Consider the following 16,804-nt stretch of genomic DNA (forward strand, 5'->3'; position numbering starts at 1 on the left):
AGATAGATGATATCGTGCCCGATAGTGAACTCAATATCACAAGCCGAAATTGCGCCTGCATTTTGATCCGACGACATCAGCTCCTTCGCCTCAATTTGCGCGCGTCACATTGCTTACTATACAGACGAGCAAAGGGTTCATTTCGTTGGCTTGAAATCGGTCTTTGTTGCCCACGCCAGCCCGTTGGCCAGGAGCCGAGTGAAGTTCGCGTCCTTGAAGTCGTCGGGGTGGCCCAGGGAGGTGTAGAAGACCCGTCGGCCGTCTTTCTCCCGCACCCACGCGACCGGCTCGGATTCCTTGCCCATCGCCCCCTGAAGGAGAACGGTGACGTCCCCCGCGACGTTGGGGTTCTTGTACAAACTCCCGTTCGTTTTGAACGGCTTTACGTCCTTCAGGATCGCGTGGTCTTTCGCCTTCTCGACCACGTTCACCTCGGCGACGCCGGCACCGAAGTGCCCCTTGTAGTCCCCGCCGAACACCTCTTTGTCCATTTCGAGCCACTTCTGGAACCCGTGGCTCGCGGTGCGGATGCCGACGATGGGCTTGCCGGACTTGACGTACTTCTTCACCCGCTCGAGTGAATCGCCGTCGATCTGAAGGCGCCGCGTGAAGAAGACTGCGACGTCGCACTTCTCTAACTCCTCCAACCCGGCCAGCGCGGGATCTTTTTCCGCTTTCGCCGTCACCAGCACGCACTCAATGGGGTAAGTCGCTTCCAAGTACTTCTGAAACGCCCTCAGCGAATCGTCCGATTTGTACTCGAACGATCCAGATATTAGCGCGATTCTCAATTTGTTCTCCCCCTTCCCGTCCCCCGGTCCGCGAGAAGCTCCGCTGACAGGGCCGGGGAGCAAGGAGGGGACGGGGGCCGAAGAGGGAGTTTTCTTCGCGTCGCTCGCTAGGTACGCGAACAGGTCCGCGATTTGAGGTTCGGTGAGCGTGTCGAGCAGCTTTTCCGGCATCAGTGACACCGGCGACGGCTTGAGGTCGGCGATGTCGGCCTTCGCGAGCGTGACTTTGGTGACTTGATCGTTCACCACATTTGTGACGACGATCGATTCACCCGTTTCCGTGACGATGCCGGAGAGCTTGCGGTCGTCCTTCGTTAATACGCTGTGAACAACGAATTCCGGCCGAATGTAGCCCGACGGGTCGACGATCTGCGTGAGCATGTAGCCGCGGTTCTTGCGGTCGGCGGTGGTGAGGTCCGGTCCTACTTTGCCGCCATCGCCGTGCAGTTGGTGACACGCCGCACAGTGCTTGGTGAAGAGCACTTTGCCGTTGGCGACGTCGCCGGGCTTCGCGCGCCCGAGTGCGGTGCTCAGCCACGCGATGCGGGCCTGTTTCTCCCCCGCCGTTGCGGGCGCGAGTTTACCGAAGTGCTTCTCCACGAGAGCGGTTACGTCTTTGTCGCCGAGGTTCGTCGCTGCGCGGGCGTTCTCGACGGCCACGTCCGCCTTGGGGAATTTGCCCGCATCGAGTTCTTTGAGGAGCATCAGTGCCCACGCCGGGCGCGTGAACAGGAGCTGAATCGCGCGCTTCTTCACCGCGGGCGTGTAACCCGGGTAGCCGGCGAGCACCTTTTCACCGACCGAAGCGTGCTCGAACGCTTCGAGGCCACTGATTAAGCCGATTCGCAGGTTGTCCGGCTTCTGCACAGCAAGTTGTTCCAGGAACAGTTCTTCTGCACGCGGGTCGCGCACGTCGCGGAGCAGCGCGATCGCCCGCAGCCGGTTGCCCTCGCCGATCGATTCATCAGTCACGAGTTCACGGAGGGCGGTCCGAGCCGCGGGGTCTTTCATGCGCGCGAGCACTTCCAGCAGAACCAGATCCTTCTTCCGTTGCTGACGCAGTTGGTTGAGCGGCGCCTGCAGGGAAGGGGGGATCGCGTCGAGCGGGTGCGCCTGGAGCGCGGTCGCGATCCCGCGGAGCACGGGCGCGATGTCGTCGTTGGCACTGGTGGTCAACCCGAAGAGCGTACCGATGCGCTCGCGCCCGCGGGTGACGTTCCCGGACATGAGTCGGCGCGCGACGCGCTCGTTGAAGAAGCCCGCGAGTTTCTGGATCGGTTCGTTGGCATAGGGGAAGCGCACCGTATCGGTGGTGTCGCGGCGGTTGCAGTCTTCCAGCGCCCACCACACGAGGAGCGGTAACTGCGGGTCGTCGCTCACCAGCGGGTTCGCCATCAACCCGGAAACGATGTCGTATTCTTGTTGCGGCGTGAGCCGGCGAATGGAGCACGCGATCTGCGCGACCACCGCGTGACTGTTCTCGCTCGCGGCGATGTCCCTTAAGGCTCGTTGCGTCGCGCCCGAGACGGCCTCCTCGTCGCCCATGAGTCGGATCATCCAGCCACGGACGTACTCGTTCGGGTGCTCGCCGACGTTGTCGAAGTCCCGCTCCACCCACCCGTCTGATGACGCGAGCGTCCAGAGCGCTTCGAGCGCGAGCGAACCTTTCTCGGTGATGAGCCACTTCCGCAACTTCGGGTGAGCGCTCGCGTCCCCGCGCTCCGCGATGAGGCGCCGCGCTTCGGTCCGCCACCACTTGTTCGGGTGCTTCAGCAGCTCCGCGAGTTCGGCCGTGGACTTCTTCCGCAAGTCGAATGGTTCCTGTTTCGGCGGTCCCTTGTAGTCGATGCGGTAGATGCGACCCGTGGCCTTGTCCCAGTTGTCGACGGGGTCGAGGTGCGCCGCACGCCGGTCGTAGAAATCCGCGACGTAGATGCACCCGTCCGGCCCGAGCAAGCAATCGACCGGGCGAAAGTGCGCGTCGTCCGTGGTCATCAGGTCGCCGCCGTGACTGGCGGTGAACGATGACTTGTGCGATTCGAGTTTGTGCCAGTAGATCGCGTTGGAGAGCAGGTTCGCGGCGACGTACTGTCCGCGGTACTGTTCCGGGTACCGGTCCGCGTCGTACAGCACGCCCCCACACGTGACGTGCCCGCCCTTGAAATCCTTGTACGGGACGTGGTCGAAGTAGCCGTAGGTGTAGGGGTTGTGGAGCGGGCCGTGCTTGCTGAAGCCCTTCACGTAGTACGCGCCCTGCATCTGGTGCAGGCACGCGAACCCGCCCCAGTTGGTTCCCGCGATGATTTGCCCGTTCTTATCGAAATCGAGGCCGTAGGTGTTCCCGCCCCCCTCGCTGAACAACTCGAACCGCTTCGTCTTCGGGTGATAGCGCCAGATGCCCTGCTGGAACTCGATGAACTCGGCCCCGCCCGTGGCGGACGGCACCGGCGGCTTGATCTTGCAGGTGCTCGTGCTCCCCGCCGCGCCGTAGAGCCAGCCGTCCGGCCCCCACTGAAGGGAATTGGCGAGCGAGTGCGTGTCGTCCATGCCGAAGCCGGAGAGCAGCACTTCGGGGTCACCGTCGGGCACGTCGTCTTCGTTTTTATCGGGGTAGAAGAGCAAGTACGGCGGTTGCACTACGTACACGCCGCCGTTACCGATGCAGAACCCGCTCGCGATGTTCAACCCGGTTACGAAGTCCTTCGACTTGCGGAACACGCCGGTCTCGTCCGGGTCGGAGAGGATGATGAGCTTGTCCAGCCCCTTTGGTCCCTTCGGGGGCGACTCCGGTACTTTGTCCCAAACCGTGCGCAGGTACTGGTCCTGCTTCACGGGCTTGAGCCCCGCGTAGTTCGGGTACTGAAGGTACTGAAGCACCCACAGCCGCCCGCGCGCGTCGAAGCTCATGCTCACCGGTTGCCGAACCATCGGTTCGGCCGCGACCGTCTGGACCGAGAACCCGTCGGGCAGTTTGAACCGTTTTGCGGCTTCTTCGGGTGACAGGCCGTCGGCGGCCGCGAACGACGCGCAGGAGAGCAGCGCGAGGAGGGAGGCGGGCAGGCGCATGGGTGGGACTCCGTGCGGAAAAATCAGAAGTGCAGGATGCGGCACCGCGCGCGGAATTGCAAGCATCGACTCGGTAAGGCGTGACATCCGCGCTCGAGATTTGGCCCGGGGCGTGCGGAACCAGAACGCACTACAATGAGCACGTCCCCGGTACCGGCGTGGGCCGCGTATCGGGACGTGAGACGAACGAGGAACTGGGATGTTCACACCGATTCCGCCGCGATTCGAGGCCGCCGAGGCGCCGACCCGTCCTCTGCAGAGGCGGCGCGTGCCCCGGCGTCGCGGGAGCCGGCTCCGACTGGTGGCCGGCCTCGGAGCCGGGGCCGTCGCGATGGGCGCGTTCTTGCGGATCAGCGCGCTGTCACTGGCGAGCGATTCGACGCACCGGCCAGGGGACGCAATGGCTACCCGGTCCACCGACCCTCACCTGTACGCACTCTTCTCCGAATCGGGGACGTGGTTCATCGCGTTCGGGGCACTGGTTGTTGCGCTGTGTCTGGTCGAATGGGCGCGGCGCGATCCGGCCGTGTAAGTGCGCTCGGGCCGCGCGTTCGGCGACTTCAAGGCGCAGTGCATGAACGTCCTCTATCCCTCGTTCCCGGTTCGCCGGCTCCCGACGATGGCCCTGATCGCGTTTCTTGGCGCGGTTGTTGCTGGTGTCTATGGGGCGGTTCACGACCAGATCAGTTTCGCCATTTCGCCCGAATACTTCACCCGGATGAAATTTCGACAGTTTGCCTGGGCCGATGTCGGGCTACCGCCTCGGGCGTTCGCGTCGGAGGTCGGGTTCCTGGGTACCTGGTGGGTCGGGCTGGTGGCCGGGTGGTTCGCCGCCCGCGCGGGTTTGGCCGAACTACCCCGATCCGACCGCTGGCGCTGCACCCCGCGGTGTTTTGGGATCGTGCTGGCAGCGGCAGCGGTCGTTGGGTCGGCCGGCGCGCTCGTCGGCCTCGTGGAAGCGCGGTCGGGCGATCTCAGCTCCTGGGACGATGTGCGAACGCTTCTCGAAGTCGAAGACGTGCCGGGGTTCGTGGTCGTCGCGTACCTTCACGGCGGAGGGTATTTGGGTGCAGCGCTCGGGCTGATTCTGGCTATCGTCTACGTTCGACGGTGCGTGACGCGGGCGGCTCTGTAACACAGGGCTTCCGCTACGTCCTATGAACGTCGGCCACCCCGGGGCGAAGAACCAGAGGCGCCTTCCGCCGCGGAGCGGCCGGTGCTTTTGGAGCAGTGCGGAGGCCCGTGCATCCCTTGCTGATTTTTTCACGAGCCCGTGCTGGTGTTTCGATTTCTGTACGAGGGGCCGAGCGCGGATCGGGAATCGCACGAGGTTGCCCCTTGTTCTCCGCGGGGCTGTCTGGTTCAATCGGTACATCGCTCGCCACCGAACAAGCGCGGGCCGCTCTCAGCGCTGCACGACAACGACGGGCCGGGGAATCCGATGAGCACACTCGCACACGGTCTCACATCGTTTTCGACGTACCTCAGTGAACTCGATCACACACCGCTGCTCTCGGCGTCCGAGGAGCGCGAACTCGGCACCCGCGTGCTGACCGGCGACCCTCAAGCCCGTGACCGCATGGTGCGCGCGAACCTGCGGCTCGTGGTGAACATCGCCCGCGGGTACGTCGGGCGCGGGCTCGCCCTCGACGACCTCGTGTCCGAGGGGAACATGGGGCTGTTGCGCGCGGTCGAAGGGTTCGATCCCGCGATGAGCACCCGGTTCTCGACCTACGCGAGCTTCTGGATCAAACAGAGCATCAAACGTGCGATCGTGAACACCGCCAAAACGGTCCGGCTCCCGGCGTACATGACGGAACTGCTCATCAAGTGGCGCCGGGCCACGAACAAGCTGTCCGACGAACTGGGCCGCCCGCCGACGCACGAGGAGATCGGCACCTACCTGGGGCTGTCGAAGAAGAAACTGGCGATCATCAAGAAGGCGATCCGCGTCGCGAACGCGGGCTCGCAGGCCGATCAGGGGGACGCGGGATGGAGCATCGAGGAGATGCTCATGGACCCGCGGTCCGATGCGCCCGGGTCTGAGATGGGGAAGTCGGACGACCTGAAACAGGTGTTCCAGTTCCTCGACAACATGGACCCGCGCGAGGCGACCGTTCTGCGCATGCGGTTCGGGCTGAACGACGAGGAACCGAAAACGCTCAAGGAAATCGGCGAGAGCATGGGGCTGACCCGCGAGCGGGTGCGCCAGATCGAGAGCGAGGCCCTCGCGAAACTGGCCGAGCACATTGGGGTGGATTAACGGCCGCGCGTTCTCCGCCGCGCGAGCCACGTGCCCGCGACGGCCAGGGCACTGAGGACGACTTCTCGGTTCTCGAGCACGAGCGCCCAATCGATTTGCGCAGTGGGCTTCGTTCCGGGCGCGGCATGGTGCGCGGTCAGGTCCGTTAATTTCGCTTTTAGGGCGGCGGCTTGGTCCCTGTCGGGGCCGAACGAGAAGATGCTACCTCGACTGAGTGTCGCGCCCGCCAACGATGTTTCGGTGAACGTTACCGAGTTGCGGACATAGGCGGTCACGTCCGAGTCGATCCTCCCACCTCCATTGACAACTCGTTCCAAGCCCCGACGGGTACGGAACACCAGCACCAAATCAACGAGTTCACCCCCACCGGTGCGCGCACCGCTGTTGAGCGTTACAAACGCTGGTGTGCTCCAGCCGTCGGTGTTCCTCACCAGCACCGCGCGGCCGGTCCAACCGGTGGCGTTGTACATGCGATTCGCACCCGGAACGATTACAACGCCGTGCGCATCGGCCAGGGATATTGATGGGGGGAGTGCGTCCAGTACGTCGATTGCGGCCGGTAAACTTTGGGCTTCTGCAGACGAGAGGGACAGAACCAGAGTGAGCGTGCTGAGTGAGAAGCGAACCATTGACGACCTCCGTGTCGGTGGTGGTGACAACGGTTGTCGCAATCATCGGGCCAGACGGGACGAATCGAAGGGATTTGCGGCAGCGATTGGGTACGTTTGGTGACGAGTGACTGAGTGCGGAAAAACGACACCGGCCGGGCGCGCCCTTGTTTAGGCGCGCCCGGCCGGTGCCATTCAGGACAGTAGCATTACGGGCGCGGGGGCAGCGGGACCGGGGCACCGAGCACCGGGGGCGGGAGGGGAACCGGCGCGCCGAGAACCGGAGGAGCGACGGGGGCCGGCACCGGCTTCTCCTTGCTCATCTCCATCAACTTGGACTTCAGACCGTCGGCGAGCTTCCGGTCGGCGTCGCGCCCGGGCTGGCGGAACATCGTGTTGCTGTCCGCGTTGGCGTGGATCGCGGCGCCGTCGAGTGACACGCCGGCGAACAACCCGCGGCTCCGCGAGTACGACACGATCTCGGCTTCCAGTTTCGCGTCCGTTGCCGCCGCGGCCATGCGCCCGACCGGCCCGGCCGCGACCGCGGCGTCGGCCCCGAGCGTCAGCTTACCTTTCCCCTCCAGAATCCGGTCGAGGCTCTTACGGTTGCGGAACACGAGTACCACGTCGGTCGATTCGACCCCGGCCTGGAACCCGACACTGGCCCCGCCCAGGTCCACGAACACCGGGTCGCCCCAGTTCCCGTCCTTGTCTTTGGCGATCACGATCCCGTGCCCGCCGCGCCCGCCGAAGATGAACCCGGCCTTGATGACGCGGGGGATGATCGCCACGCCTTGGGCGTCGGCCAGGAGCTTGGCGGGAATCCCCTTGAGCGGGATCTTGGCCAGGTCGTCGATGACTTCTTCCGCGTGCTCCAGAGTCTTGGTGTTACTGGGGGGCAGTGCGGAAGCCGGGGCCACGAACAGTACGAGGGTCAATGCGGCAAATAAGTAGCGACACATGCGGTTCTCCATACGAGACGAGGGTCAGCACGCCCGACAGCGGAAGCATTATGCAAGCACTGAGCCGAAGCGCACAATCCGGGTCGGCCCGGAATAAATAAATGTCAAGATGGGATGGCTGCGATGATTGAGTTGAGTAGTGGGGCTGATGCCGGCTTGTGGCACCCATCATATAGGCCGGTGTCGACCCGAGTTACCCGGACGTGCCACTTGTCCAGCAAATGGTTACCCCGAAAGTCGCTGCGTTTAAGTCTGGGGAGAGCGAACGGCGCGGCGTAAGTCCGCCGGTCTTTTGAGCCACTACCGGCGGGCTTACGCCAGAGGCCGTTGAATGTGTGGGCAAGGGGTTCTGCCCCACCCGCTCCGTGACCGTCGCGGTTCGCCAAAGGCTCGTGCGAACCGCGACGGTCACGGAGCGGGTGAGCTTCCCATTCAACGCGGCGCCCAACGTGCCAGCATATGCCGGTAACGCATGGGGCAGTTCCCGATCGGCAAATACTAAGCTGAAGAGGTTTTAATAGTTTATTCAACTAATATTGAGATCGTGTCTCGCGCTCGATGAGTTACTATTGCGAGAAAGTCATTGACTACGCCACCCGGCGTTCGCAGATTATTGCAAGCTCTTCTCGTTCGGCAGAGTTCGATCCCGCCGCCCCTTAGATTCGGGAGAATCGCCTTGGCCGTCTCCATTTTTTGCAGCCACTGTCAGTACGAAGTGAAGGTTCCCGAAACCGCGATCGGGAAAAAGGGGCGGTGCCCGTCCTGCAAACAGATTTTCACCGCGGTCATTCTGCCCGCGCCCGCCGATGAACTGGTCGACGAGGCCGCGGTCGCCGAGCAAGAGGTGTCCCGACCGCTCGCGGACGAGGTGCCCGAGCCCGAGTCAAGGCCGAAGTCGAAGCCGGTCCGGGACGAGGCCGAAGACGAGGAGCCGGAGGCGCGCCCCAGGAAACCCCGGAAGGTGCGGCCCGCGTCCCAGGCGTTCTTGCGCTTCACGGTGCTGTTCGGCGGGCTGGCTGCGGCGGTCACGTGCGCGGCGATGTTCTACTTGTGGCAGCGCGAGCAAGTCGAGCTGGGCGGCTACATGGCGCTCGCCGAGGCGTTCGGTGGGGGCAAGGCCTCGCCCGAGATGGCCAAGGAAATGGACGTGGCAACGGGGCGCCGGCAGGTGTACCCGTTCCTGCTGGTGGCCGCGTGCGCGGGTCTGGTCGGCGGGTTGCTCGGGTCCGTGCGGATCGGCGTCCCCGCCGGGCTCCTAATGCTCGCCGCAGTGGTCGCGCCCGCGATCATTTTCCCCGCGACCCTGATATTCACGTGTGCCCTCATCGTTGCGGGCGTGCTCGGGTTGATGATGCAGTCCGCGGCGAAGGCCCAGCGCCTCGCGGAGCGGGCCGCGGAGGAGCGCCGGCGCCCGCGGTCGAACCCGCTCGTGCTGGCGTGCGCGGTTCTCGGGCTGCTGTTCTTCCTCGGCTACGCGCCGCTCATGGGCGTCATGGTGGTGGCGGCCGCCGCGAAGCAGGAGCTGGAGATCGCCCGTGTCAAGGGCGGCCGTGGGGGTGAGCGCAATCTCGGCGGCGGCCTGGGTGGGCTCATCGGCGCGGGCGAAACCGGCGGCAACAAGCCCCCCGAACCGGCGAAAGAGGTGCCCGCGGGTGACGTGCGCGAGCAGATCACCGGGGCCGGGAGCGGTACAAAGTTGGTGAAACTCGACCTCAGTCCGGCCGGGCTCGAAGCGACCATCGACGCCCCGGAGGGGTGCCAGATCAAGGAGTCCTACGGCACCATTCGGGTGACGAAGGACGAGCACTTCGGGCTGACGATCGAACTCGGGCGCCAGCACCTTCATTCCGCGCGCGAGAACCTCACGGGCTACGGGCGCAAGACCGTCGTCAACTCCGGGGATCTGGTTCTCGCCGAGACCACGTGGGGGAGCAAGCCGAGTTTCAACTTCACCACCACGAAGGTGGTCGGTCACCAGGACGTGTCCGTTCAGAATTACACGCAGTTCAACGACAAGTCGGTCGAGCACTCGCGCGCGGACTGCCTGCTCATGGTCAAGTGCGCGGAATCGATCGCGCGCAAAACGCCGCCGCCCGCCGACCCGACCGCGGCGCTGGCGCCGTTCAAGGCCGAGCCCCGGTACGGTGAAAAGGAGAAGCCCGATGAACTGCGGTTGAACACGAAGGCGACCGACGCGACCCTCGCGCTGCTCGCGCAGTTCCCCGATATCCGGGTTCTGGACATCAGCGGGACGCAAGTCACCGACGAGGGAATGGCTCACCTCAAGGCGCTCCCGAAACTGGAAAAGCTCAACGTTCAGGGGCGCCCGCTCACGGATTCCGGGGCCGCAACGTTGGCCCAGCTCGCGCACCTGAAGGAACTGAACGCGAGTTACATTCAAATCACCGACGCCGCCGTCCAATCGCTCGCGGCGCTACCCGACCTCGAAGCCCTCGAGATCGGCGGCGGGTATTCGTCGAAATTCAAGGGGCCGGGGTTGGCGCACCTCGCGGGCGCGAAGAAGCTCAAAAAGCTCAAGTTGAACGGGTCGGATTTTGATGATTCCACGCTCGCCAATCTGAAGGCCGTCACCAGCCTCGTCGAACTGGACCTCAGTTCGATCAAACTCCTCGGCCCGGGACTCGCCCACTTGAGCGGCCTCCCGAACTTGGTCCGGCTGAACGTCGGCGGGACGCAGATCAACGATTCCGGTTTGGAGAGCATCGCGGGTCTGGTGCGCCTGGAGGAACTGGACTTGCACAGCACCCAGCTCAGCGGGCAGGGCGTGAAGGCACTCAAGGGGATGACCAAGCTCAAGGTGCTCAAACTGGAATCCACGAAGATTCCCGACGCGGGCGTCGCCCACCTCGCCGGGCTGACGAACCTGGAGGTGCTTAATCTGAGCAGCACCCCGGTCACGGACGCGGGGGCCGCACACCTCAAGGGGCTGAAGAGCCTGAAGAAGCTCGACCTCAGCCAGACCGCGCTGACGGACGCGGGCCTCGCACACCTCAGCGCGCTGGAGGATCTGGACGAGTTGGTCCTTTGGGGCTCCAAGGTCACGAACACCGACCGGCCGAAGAAGGTCAAGCCGCCCGAGGGCAAATTGAACCCCCCGGACCCGGCCGCGCTGGTCAAGCGCTTCGAGGGCCGGATGACCCAGGGCGACGGCGAGGGGAAACCGATCGTTTCGATCGTGTTCAACCAGGCCAAACTCACGGACGCGGACCTCGCCGACCTGCGCGAACTGAAGACCCTCCGGGTACTCAATTTGGGGTACGGCAGCGAAGTCACGGACGCCGGCCTCTTCTACTTGAAGGGGCTGACGGACCTCGAGGAACTGCACCTCTCCGGCACGCAGGTTCAGGGCGACGGCCTGGTTCACCTCGCCAAGCTCACGAAGTTGCGCAAGCTCTACCTGCCGGGCGACAACGTCACGGCGAAGCAACTCGCGCCGCTCGCGACAATGGTGAACCTGGAAGAGTTCTCGTGCAACCTGTTCCAGGAGGCGGAACCGAAGCTCAAAGTGCTGTCGCACATGGTCAAACTGCGCCAACTGTACCTGCCGGCGCGCGGGCTGTCCGACGCCGCCCTGGGGCACGTCGGGAAGATGGTCGGGCTGCAGTATTTGACGATCCCCGGTTCGGGTTCGTGGCGCCTCACCGACGAGGGACTGGCGCAACTGAAGAACCTCAAAAACCTCAAGAACCTGGTGCTCCCCGGCGCGGCCGTGACCGGTGACGGGTTCAAGCACCTCGCGGCCCTGACGCAACTCGAAACGCTGGCCCTCGACGGTACCGCGTTCGGGGACGAGGGGCTGAAACACGTGCGCGCACTCACGGGCCTGCGGTCGCTCACGCTGGGGCGGACGAACGTCAGCGACGCGGGGCTCGAGCCCCTCGGCGACCTGACCAACCTGGGGTACTTGAACCTCAGCGGCACCCGCGTGACCGGCGTCGGCTTCGAGAAGCTCAAGAAGATGCCGAAGCTCGCGTCCCTCAACCTGGACGGCACCCCGTTCTCCGACGCGGGTGTGAAGGCGCTCGCCGCGTTCCCCGGGTTGCGCTCGCTTCAACTGGACCGCACGGACGTTACCGATGCGGGGATCGAGCACCTTAAGGGAATGAACGAACTGACGCGGGTGTCACTGGCCAAGACGCGGGTGAAGGGAACGGGCTTCGCCGCGGTCGGGGAGTTGCCCGAATTGGGCGAACTGGTCCTGACCGATAGTGGCTTCACGGACGCGGGGATCGAGCACCTGGCCGCGATGAAGAAGCTGTTCTCGCTCGACGTGTCGGGCACACCCGTCACGGGCGCCGGGTTCGCGAAACTCAAGGGGTTGAAGGAACTCGGTGAGCTCATGCTCCACGGGTCGCAGTTGAACGACGCCGGGCTGAAGGAGGTCGGGGAACTGACCGCGCTCGAGGGGCTCACGCTCTCGCAAACGCGGATTACCGACGCCGGGCTCCCCGCGCTGAACGGGCTGGTGAAGCTCAACCAACTCACCCTCGACGGCACCCCCGTAACTGGCGCGGGCCTGAAGGACGTTAAGAATTTGATGAAGGTGACGTCCATCAACCTGAGCAACACGCGGGCCACCGGCGACGGGTTGGAGACCCTCAAGAATTTCCCCAATCTCTCGTACCTGCAACTGGACAACACGTTCGTGACGGACGCGGGGCTGGCCCGGCTCAAAGACCTGCCGAAACTCCAGTCGCTGAACCTGCAGGGCACGCGCATTACCGACGCCGGGCTCGCCGCGCTCTCGGGGTTGAAAGCGCTCCGCGACGTCAGTGCGGGTCAGACCCAGGCGACCGCCGCCGGGGTCACGAAGCTGAAAGAGACTCTGCCCGAGTTGAACGTCTACGTGGGCGAGTGATCTGGGGTACGGGAAGTTCGTAGCGCAGGGCGTCAGAGCGCACAGGGCGGAAGCCCTGTGCTACGAACGACGGCCCCTCCGGGGCGAAAACAAATACCGTAGCGCGTGCCCGGGGGAAGCGCCGCTCTCGGTGGGCTCCCGCGTAACCTGCCTTGACGAGCCGTGACCGCGAGGGAGCGGGGCAGAGGTGCCCTGTGTGATTGGGTGCGAGCACCGGGAACCTCAAGTGCCTCCCGCTACAAGGTAACCGAAACAAAACCAAAAATGAACCCGTGCGTCGAGTCGGCGTGCGAGTTCGCCGGTGCTCGAGCGCACGGGTTCGTGGGGCGAAGGTGGGATCAGAAAAGCCGAACCTACTGCCCGGGGCCGGTAGGGGCGCCGGGCGGGGGACCGGTCGGCCGGCCCTTGGCGGCTCCCGCTCCGGCGGGGGCTCCCGCCGGTGGGCCCCCAGCCGGAGGCGTTTTGTTGCTCTTCCCGGCCAACAGTTGCTTATAGGTCGCGTCATCGACCTCTTCGACGAGCCCGCCGGTGTAGCCGACGCTCTTCTTCCCGTCCTTCCCCTCTTGCTCGAACACCACGGGGTCTTGCGACCCGCGCCCGCCGCCGACGTTGTACCGCACTTTGAACGGTTTGCCGTCGGACTCGGACTTGAACAGGCCGTCGAGGTCGTCGGGGTTGATGCTCATCATCTTGAGCTTGGTCGGGTCGTAGCTCTTGATGAACTCCCGGAACTCGGCTTCACTGGCCGGCCCGCGCCCGCCCTTGAAGTTCTGGTGTGCCGCGTACATGTTGCTGAGGCGCTGGGAGTTTGACGTGTTCATCGCGCCCACGGCCTCGGCCGTTCGGTCGCGGCTGCACCCGACCAGGCCGATGACCGATCCGAGCGCGAGTGCGCAAACGAGTCTCGTGAACATAATGGCTCCGGTATTTTGGGTTGGGTGCGAAACGGGCGCGGCGGGGCAGGCGCCCGCCGCGCCCAGCGGGGTCAGTAGTTGGAGCCGACCACCCACCCGTCGGACCGGCCGCCGAGGTGGTACAGCACGCAGCTCGTGTCGCTCCACCCGGAGTTCCCGCCCGTGTTGACCGACATCTGGATGCCGCGCACCGAGCCGTCACCGAACACCGCGAGCACGACGCCCGTGTGGGCCGAACCGAAGCCGGGCTCCCAGAACTTCCCGTTGGCCGTCGCCCAGCTCACGCGGGTCGTGTCGCTGTCCGGCAGCAGGGGAACCCAGTTCCCGACGAGACGCATGTTCGGCCAGTCGGAGTTGTGCGCCCAGCCCGGGATCTCCCACCAGTCCCAATCTGGCGTCGCGGTCGGCTGGTACTGCCGGGCGGAGACGGCTTTTTCCATGATGGCGATCGTGTTGGAGGTGCCGTCCGAGACGCCGGTCACGTTGACCGTGCTGTACTTCTGGGTCAGGGACGGGTTGTCGGTCCGCACGTGCCCGCCCTTGGTGATGATGCCCTTGAACGTGTTCTGCTCGTTCGGGTCCGGGGGCAGCGTGGCTTGCCACTGGTTGCCCCACTCCACCATCACGCCCGCGTAGTCGCCCATCGCGTACACCGAACCCCACGACGCGGGGGCGGACGCGCGGTTCCCGCGGGCCGGGCACAGGTACGTCTTCACCTGGATCTCGACCATCGCTTTGCCGATGCTCGCGTTCCAGTTGTTCGGCCCGCTCTGCTGGCCGATCTTGTACACGTTGTCCTGTTCGATGAAGGGGAGGATCTGGTACGCCCACCCCATCGTCTCGAACCCGACCCCGGTGTTCCCGAAGGCGGCGGACTGGGCGCCCGAGGTCGGGAAGTACCCGTAGGCCCCCTCGTGGGCGTGGAGCGCGATGCCGATCTGTTTCAGGTTGTTGCTGCACTGGATGCGCGCCGCGGCGGAGCGCACCTTTTGCACAGCCGGTAGGAGCAGGCCGATCAGGATCGCGATTATCGCGATCACAACGAGGAGCTCAATGAGCGTAAAACCGCGACGATGCCGCATGGGAGAGACCTCCGGCACGGGGAGAGAAGAAAAAATAGGCGATTCCGACCCGGCTACGACTTGGAAGCTTCAGGTGGAGAGACCCGGAACTCGGCGACCTGTAACCCCAAATCCGTTTCGTAAGTGTTGAAAATGATCAGGAACCCGATCCAGGACGGTCCGAACTTGGGCGCGTGCTTGTTATCGATCAGCGCCCCGGCCCGGACCTCGAGCGTCCGCCACCCCCCCGGGATAGTGGGGTTCGGTGCGTAGGTGCCGTTCCACTCCAGCATCCCCGTGTCCGGGGAGCGCACGTCCGGGGTCCGCACGCAGAAACAGAACTGCCCCGGTCCCGGGCGCTCGACGCGGTACCGCACCCGCACCACCGAATCGGAATGGAGCCGAAAGTACCCCCGCGTCCACTGCTTGTCGGAGCGGATCTGGTACATCTGCCGCTGGTAGTACGGGTCGAACCAGAAGTCCGGGGCGACCACCGCCCGGTCCCCGGTGGAATCGCGGTGCCCCACGGCCCAACCCGTTCCCCACCCCGCGACCCAGGGCCGAGCGAGATCCAGTGCGTAGGCATCGGGCGTGTCGCGGATCGGCTGCTTCTGCGTGTCCCCGTCCGCTCGAACGGTCAGCAGTTCCCCGCCCCGCACTTCGCCGAACGCGCGCCCCGTTGGGGCCGACACGTTCACCGCGCCGCGCTGGACCCCCACCTCCGTTACGGTCGCGGCTTGGGAGAGGGTCACGATCGCCCCCGTCGCCCCCGTCAGTACGGTCTCGGTGGTGAACAACGTGAGTGGCACCCTGCCGACGAGCGGCGGGCGCACATCCGCCGCGATCACCCCGCGGTCGAGTTGCAGTTGGGTGCCGTCCGCACTCAGCGTGACGGCCGAATCCTCGGTCACCGCGACGTTCGTACCGTCGGGGTAGAACAGCACGGCCGACGCGCTCGGGCCGTTGGTCGTCACCGTGCCCCCCGGCGGGACCGGCCCGTCAGTCGGGTGCAGCGTTCCGTCCGTCGCTCGGACCGTAATGTTCCCGCGAACCGAACCGAGTCGGGCGTGCCATTCGGGTGACGTGGGGCTCGGTCGGTTGGGCCACACCCAGCGCCCGAGGGTGACCCCGGCGACCCCCGCGGCCAGCGCACCGCCCGCGAGCCGCAACACGTTGCGCCGGTCCCACGGCCGCGCACCAGGGTCTCTCGGTACGGGCGCGACTCGTGCGAGTGACTGCTGTTCGCGAGAGCGGCTCCCCGGCGGCAGGTCCGCAACGGCAACCGCCTGGAGCACGAGGAGCCGGAACCACTCGCGTGCGGCCGGATCGGTGGCCAGCCGGTTCTCCAACTCCTCCGCTTCCGCGGGAGTCAGTGCGTTGTCCCAGTATCGGCCGAAGAGTTCTCCGAGTCGGAGGTCGAGCACCGGGTTCACGAGGGTACCTCCCGTGTTACCGGGGCCTCGCGGCCACCCAATTCCCCCTCAACGCACTCACGCAGGGACCGGTGAATCCGCGACAGGTTCTGGTAGACCGCGTCCGCCGACCGCTTGAGGCGCTTCGCAACGGTCACGGCGGTAAGACCTTCCGCGTACCTCATTCGGAGCAACTCCTGAGCGGACGCCGTCAACTTGCCGAGGCACCGGTGTAGGGCCTCGCTCCGGTCCGTAACCGTCACGTCTTTGGAATCCGACCAGCGCGCCTCTAATAAGTCGAGAACGTTGTCCGGGAGCGAATGCAGTCGGCGACTCCGGGCGAAATCGACCGCCCGGTGCCGGGCCGCACGCAGTGCCCATGCGAGCACGTGATCGACGTCGCGGAACTGCGCGCGGGACTCGAGCGCCGCGAGGACGACCTGTTGGAAGATGTCGTCGGCGGCGTGTACGTCCCGCGTCACGGTCGCGGCCAGAGCTGCGACGCGCAATCGCTCGCGGAGCAGTATTTGGACGATCACGTCCGGTTCGAGAGTCATGCGCGAGCCTCTCTCGTTCTTCACACGAACGTCACGGCCGAATCCTGACACCGAATGCGAATTATTTTACCGCAATTCTTTAAACCCAAGCGCCGCAGCGAGATACCGCCGAACCGAACTGCGTCGCGTGTGACCGGGGCTCGTCCGCCGCGCGAACTCGCGTGAACCCACCTTGGTTCCCGTTCGTCCGTTCAACGTTGACCGCCGCCCGACCGCCGGGGCTTACACGCAACTCTCTTGCTCAGAGGGTTCGGCTCTGCGAGCCGAACGCACCAATGCCTCGCAAACTTG

General features: G+C 65.1%; 11 protein-coding genes. 4 read left to right on the plus strand and 7 right to left on the minus strand.

Annotated elements, in window-relative coordinates:
• Positions 1–137: 137 nt before the first annotated feature.
• Entirely contained in the window at positions 138–3,857 is a 3,720-nt protein-coding gene (locus tag J8F10_RS02000; RefSeq protein WP_210652185.1) for a PVC-type heme-binding CxxCH protein, read from the minus strand.
• A 268-nt stretch (positions 3,858–4,125) separates the two neighbouring features.
• On the opposite strand from J8F10_RS02000, the gene J8F10_RS02005 reads away from it, so the two are divergent.
• The 3 genes from J8F10_RS02005 to J8F10_RS02015 all read left to right on the plus strand — a co-directional run bounded on the left by J8F10_RS02005 (position 4,126) and on the right by J8F10_RS02015 (position 6,120).
• On the plus strand, positions 4,126–4,389 hold the full coding sequence (locus tag J8F10_RS02005) for a hypothetical protein (protein WP_210652187.1): 264 nt from the start codon (positions 4,126–4,128) through the stop codon (positions 4,387–4,389).
• A 42-nt stretch (positions 4,390–4,431) separates the two neighbouring features.
• Positions 4,432–4,992, plus strand: a complete 561-nt coding sequence (locus J8F10_RS02010; RefSeq protein ID WP_210652191.1) for a hypothetical protein — start codon at positions 4,432–4,434, stop codon at positions 4,990–4,992.
• A gap of 306 nt (positions 4,993–5,298) precedes the next feature.
• On the plus strand, positions 5,299–6,120 hold the full coding sequence (locus J8F10_RS02015; protein WP_210652192.1) for a sigma-70 family RNA polymerase sigma factor: 822 nt from the start codon (positions 5,299–5,301) through the stop codon (positions 6,118–6,120).
• Here the strand turns inward: J8F10_RS02015 and J8F10_RS02020 are convergent.
• Both J8F10_RS02020 and J8F10_RS02025 read right to left on the minus strand, forming a co-directional pair.
• A complete protein-coding gene (locus J8F10_RS02020; protein ID WP_210652194.1) occupies positions 6,117–6,749 on the minus strand; it encodes a hypothetical protein in 633 nt (210 codons plus the stop codon). The two genes, J8F10_RS02015 and J8F10_RS02020, sit on opposite strands and share 4 nt — an antisense overlap.
• Before the next feature lie 188 nt (positions 6,750–6,937).
• The gene (locus J8F10_RS02025) at positions 6,938–7,690 is read right to left on the minus strand and encodes a lipid-binding SYLF domain-containing protein (RefSeq protein ID WP_210652195.1); all 753 of its coding nucleotides are present in this window, start codon (positions 7,688–7,690) and stop codon (positions 6,938–6,940) included.
• 676 nt (positions 7,691–8,366) lie between these two features.
• Between J8F10_RS02025 and J8F10_RS02030 the strand changes: the two genes are divergently transcribed.
• Positions 8,367–12,569 (plus strand): leucine-rich repeat domain-containing protein, encoded by a 4,203-nt coding sequence (locus J8F10_RS02030; RefSeq protein WP_210652196.1) that lies wholly within the window; start codon positions 8,367–8,369, stop codon positions 12,567–12,569.
• 353 nt (positions 12,570–12,922) lie between these two features.
• Here J8F10_RS02030 and J8F10_RS02035 read toward each other — a convergent pair whose 3' ends face one another.
• From J8F10_RS02035 to J8F10_RS02050, 4 genes are all read right to left on the minus strand, one after another.
• The gene (locus tag J8F10_RS02035) at positions 12,923–13,483 is read right to left on the minus strand and encodes a hypothetical protein (protein ID WP_210652197.1); all 561 of its coding nucleotides are present in this window, start codon (positions 13,481–13,483) and stop codon (positions 12,923–12,925) included.
• A gap of 71 nt (positions 13,484–13,554) precedes the next feature.
• Positions 13,555–14,565, minus strand: a complete 1,011-nt coding sequence (locus J8F10_RS02040) for a DUF1559 family PulG-like putative transporter (RefSeq protein ID WP_210652199.1) — start codon at positions 14,563–14,565, stop codon at positions 13,555–13,557.
• A 53-nt stretch (positions 14,566–14,618) separates the two neighbouring features.
• Positions 14,619–15,977, minus strand: coding sequence for a FecR family protein (locus J8F10_RS02045; protein ID WP_210652202.1), 1,359 nt, complete (start codon positions 15,975–15,977; stop codon positions 14,619–14,621).
• Positions 15,974–16,513: a sigma-70 family RNA polymerase sigma factor gene (locus tag J8F10_RS02050; protein ID WP_210652203.1), complete on the minus strand. Its 540-nt coding sequence runs from the start codon at positions 16,511–16,513 to the stop codon at positions 15,974–15,976. Before J8F10_RS02050 ends, J8F10_RS02045 begins: the two co-directional genes overlap by 4 nt.
• Positions 16,514–16,804 lie beyond the last annotated feature (291 nt).

Source organism: Gemmata palustris, from assembly GCF_017939745.1.
In the GTDB taxonomy this organism is placed as follows: Bacteria; Planctomycetota; Planctomycetia; order Gemmatales; family Gemmataceae; genus Gemmata; species Gemmata palustris.

What these genes read in the sequence shown, in the direction of transcription:
- J8F10_RS02000 (WP_210652185.1), bottom strand. Translation starts at nt 3,857, where the DNA reads ATGCGCCTGCCCGCCTCCCTCCTCGCGCTGCTCTCCTGCGCGTCGTTC.
- J8F10_RS02010 (WP_210652191.1), top strand. Translation starts at nt 4,432, where the DNA reads ATGAACGTCCTCTATCCCTCGTTCCCGGTTCGCCGGCTCCCGACGATG.
- J8F10_RS02015 (WP_210652192.1), top strand. Translation starts at nt 5,299, where the DNA reads ATGAGCACACTCGCACACGGTCTCACATCGTTTTCGACGTACCTCAGT.
- J8F10_RS02020 (WP_210652194.1), bottom strand. Translation starts at nt 6,749, where the DNA reads ATGGTTCGCTTCTCACTCAGCACGCTCACTCTGGTTCTGTCCCTCTCG.
- J8F10_RS02025 (WP_210652195.1), bottom strand. Translation starts at nt 7,690, where the DNA reads ATGTGTCGCTACTTATTTGCCGCATTGACCCTCGTACTGTTCGTGGCC.
- J8F10_RS02035 (WP_210652197.1), bottom strand. Translation starts at nt 13,483, where the DNA reads ATGTTCACGAGACTCGTTTGCGCACTCGCGCTCGGATCGGTCATCGGC.
- J8F10_RS02040 (WP_210652199.1), bottom strand. Translation starts at nt 14,565, where the DNA reads ATGCGGCATCGTCGCGGTTTTACGCTCATTGAGCTCCTCGTTGTGATC.
- J8F10_RS02050 (WP_210652203.1), bottom strand. Translation starts at nt 16,513, where the DNA reads ATGACTCTCGAACCGGACGTGATCGTCCAAATACTGCTCCGCGAGCGA.